Consider the following 3121-nt stretch of genomic DNA (forward strand, 5'->3'; position numbering starts at 1 on the left):
CGCCATTGCCAGCCGCTTTTGTGGGCAATAGAGCGGGTAAGTGGCAATACGGTATCGCTGGTTGATTTTGTTTGCACCGCAATGGCGCTGTTACACGGTAGTAAATGCGACCAGTCTTCGTAGCCAGTATGCAATGCTTGCTCTATTAATAAGCCTCTAAAGCCGGTGCAATCAATAAAAAAGTCGCCGTTAATGTGCTCACCACCATTTAAAGTAAGTGATTCTATATGGCCCGTTTTAGTGTTTTTTATTACTTTTTGTATTTTACCTTCAATGCGTTTTACACCTAATGGCTCTGAAAATTCACGTAAAAACTGCGCGTAACGTGTGGCATCCATATGGTAAGCATAGTTAATGGGGTTTTGCTGATTAAACGCAAATTTACCGCCTTTAGCCGCTTGCAGCTCGTAGCAGTAATCGCCAAAAGGGTTGTTTATTCCTAAAGTTTTACCTTGCAGCCAAAAGTGATGAAATTCACCCGCCCAACATTCTTTGCCCGTTGCGCCAAATGAGTGAATATAATGCGTGTTTTCATCGCCCCAGTTTTCAAAGCTAATACCTAATTTAAAACTGGCTTGAGTGGCTTTCATAAATGCTTGCTCGTTTATACCCAGCAATTTATGAAATGTACGAATAGGCGGAATTGTTGCTTCGCCAACACCTACAGTGCCAATATCGTCAGATTCAACAAGGGTTATGTTTATATTGTTACCAACTAGTTTAGCAAGTGCCGCTGCGGCCATCCAACCTGCAGTGCCGCCTCCAACAATTACTACGTTTTTAACAGCGTTTGTTTTAGTCATTATGTGGCTGCCCATTATTTGATAAAAGGTGATTTAAAAGCGCGCGATTACTTGGCAGTCCATTTAAACACTGCGCTATTTTTTCGCGATTTTGCTGATAATAGTAATCCCCAGCATGTGGGTCGTTAAATGTATTTTGTGCAGATACTGTTTGTGTATTAAAGCCCATGCCATATAAAACGTATTGATAACTGCTTGATGAAAACACTTCTTCGTTTTCAATGAAATCAAAGCGGCTAGGGGGTTGAAATTGCCAAAGTTTAAGTAAGTTTTGCAGGCGCTCGGGCGCGGTATTTAAATTACCAATATCTTGCCAATAAGGAGTGTCGTCGCGCTCGCTTAGCACATAATGAAGCTTTAAAAAATCAATAACGCGCTGCCAACGAGTGCTAAAACGATTATTAAAACGCGTTTCAAGCTGGCTCATGTGGGGGCGGTTTTGCGGTAGTTGCTCGCTTATCATGCTAATTGAAAGCTCAACCATAGCAAGAGCTGACGCTTCAAGTGGCTCTAAAAAGCCAGCTGACATACCCACGGCAACACAGTTTTTAATCCAAAATTTTTGCCTGTAACCAGGGCTGAATTTTAATACGCGGTAGGTAAGTTGCTCAGCTTGTTGCTCACTGGTACTTTTAGCTATGTAGCTTTTTAGTGTATTTGTTGCGCTTTCATCACTTTGATATTTACTACTAAATACATAACCTGTACCACGGCGCGTTGGCAGGGCTATATCCCAAATCCAACCGTTACTTTGCGCTGTAGATAGCGTTGCAGAGGCAATTGGTTGATCGGTGTGTGCATTAGGTATTTGCGCCGCAACAGCGCTGTTATTAAATAAAATATGATCTTGCGCTATAAACTCACTATTAAAATGCTCACCTATTAAACGAGCGCAAGAGCCTGAGCAATCTATAAATAAATCACCTATTATATTGCCATTATTATTTGTTTTTAATGAGGCAATATAGCCATGCTCGTCGTTAATAACATGGGTTACATCGTCAGTAATATGCGTAACATTTAGGTTTTTAACGCAGTGATTTTTTAAAAACTCAGCAAATTTACCCGCATCTAAATGATAACCATAGTTGGTGACCGCTGCATATTCAGGTGTTTGTAATTGCTTTGGTGCAAGTGCTGCTTGGCATACAAAGCTTTGCATATTAACAACGTCGGCAAATTTTTGGTTAGGTGCAATACGTTGCCAGCTAGCGTGTAAATTAGTGTGCTCGTAGCCTTGTGGATTCATAAAAGGGTGGTAGTAGTTTTCTCCCTCGCTGAGGTTACGCCAATTTATAAATTTAGAACCTTGCTTAAATGACGCGTCGCACTGGGTTATAAAATCAATTTCTTTAATGCCAATGCGTTGCAGCGTGTTGCGCATTGACGGCCACGTGCCTTCGCCCACGCCCAATATAGGCACATTTGCCGACTCAACTAACGTAACACTAAGGTGCGGGTGTTCAGCGGCTAATAAGCCTGCGCTTAGCCAACCGGCAGTGCCACCACCTAAAACGACTATTTTTGTTATTGGTTTGGTCATGACTTAAAACCCTAATATTGATAACGATTAAACTAGCATTATTATTGTTATAAATAACCTGTACTCAGCTTAAATACAAAAAAGCCGTTAGTAAAAACTAACGGCTTTACTTTGTATTACCTTTAGAAGTTGTAACGCATACCAATATTGTAACGTGCGCCTAGCTGTTGTAGGTTCCACAATTGTACTGACGTGCGACCATGTTCGCGGCTGTTTTGCTCAGTAATGTTAAGGCCTTCAACAAAAAACGATAGTTGTTCGCTGTAGTTGTACGCAACATTAAAGTCTATTTGATAATATTCTTCAGTAAAGCCTGGCTCATTTACGTATCGAGCTGCGCTATTTAAAAACTTATCACGCCAGTTGTAAGCAATACGTGCTTGAAAATCATCGTTTTCGTACATTGCAATAAAGTTAGCTGTATCGCTTAAACCCACTAATGCAAATTGTGTAGTAGTAGGGTCGGCGTTTACATCAAAGTCTATGTCGCCATTAACTGTGGTGTAGTTTGCTTGCACACCAAAGCCGCTTTCACCAAAAAAGTGCTGAAAGGCAACTTCAAAACCATCAATGGTGGCATTTTTATTGTTGGTAGGTACTTGCGCTGTAAATTCTAGTAATGGGTCGTCGCTGTTAGCAATTACATCGTAGGCGGCTTCAAACTCTTCGTAGGTCATAGAGTCAAAATCAACGTTGTTTTCTGTTGCGGCAACCATTTGAAATAAGTTTGAATCGGTTAGGGCAAGTCCGCGAGATTCCAGCTCAGCAATGGCAG

Annotated in this window: 2 protein-coding genes and 1 pseudogene; all 3 read right to left on the minus strand. The window is 41.2% G+C overall.

Going from position 1 to position 3121, the window contains the following annotated elements:
* On the minus strand, nucleotides 1-803 hold an 803-nt coding region (locus L647_RS0100845), incomplete at its 3' end, for a tryptophan halogenase family protein (RefSeq protein WP_024609527.1).
* The gene (locus L647_RS0100850) at nucleotides 796-2346 is read right to left on the minus strand and encodes a tryptophan halogenase family protein (RefSeq protein WP_024609528.1); all 1551 of its coding nucleotides are present in this window, start codon (nucleotides 2344-2346) and stop codon (nucleotides 796-798) included. The genes L647_RS0100850 and L647_RS0100845, both read right to left, overlap by 8 nt.
* Nucleotides 2347-2468: 122 nt before the next feature.
* Nucleotides 2469-3121, minus strand: a pseudogene (locus tag L647_RS0100855) (TonB-dependent receptor); the annotation flags it as partial.

It is taken from the genome of Pseudoalteromonas sp. TB64 (assembly GCF_000498095.1).
GTDB lineage: Bacteria > Pseudomonadota > Gammaproteobacteria > Enterobacterales > Alteromonadaceae > Pseudoalteromonas.

Bases quoted from the DNA above. Each gene is read 5' to 3' on its own strand.
- L647_RS0100850 (WP_024609528.1), bottom strand. From the start codon at position 2,346: ATGACCAAACCAATAACAAAAATAGTCGTTTTAGGTGGTGGCACTGCC.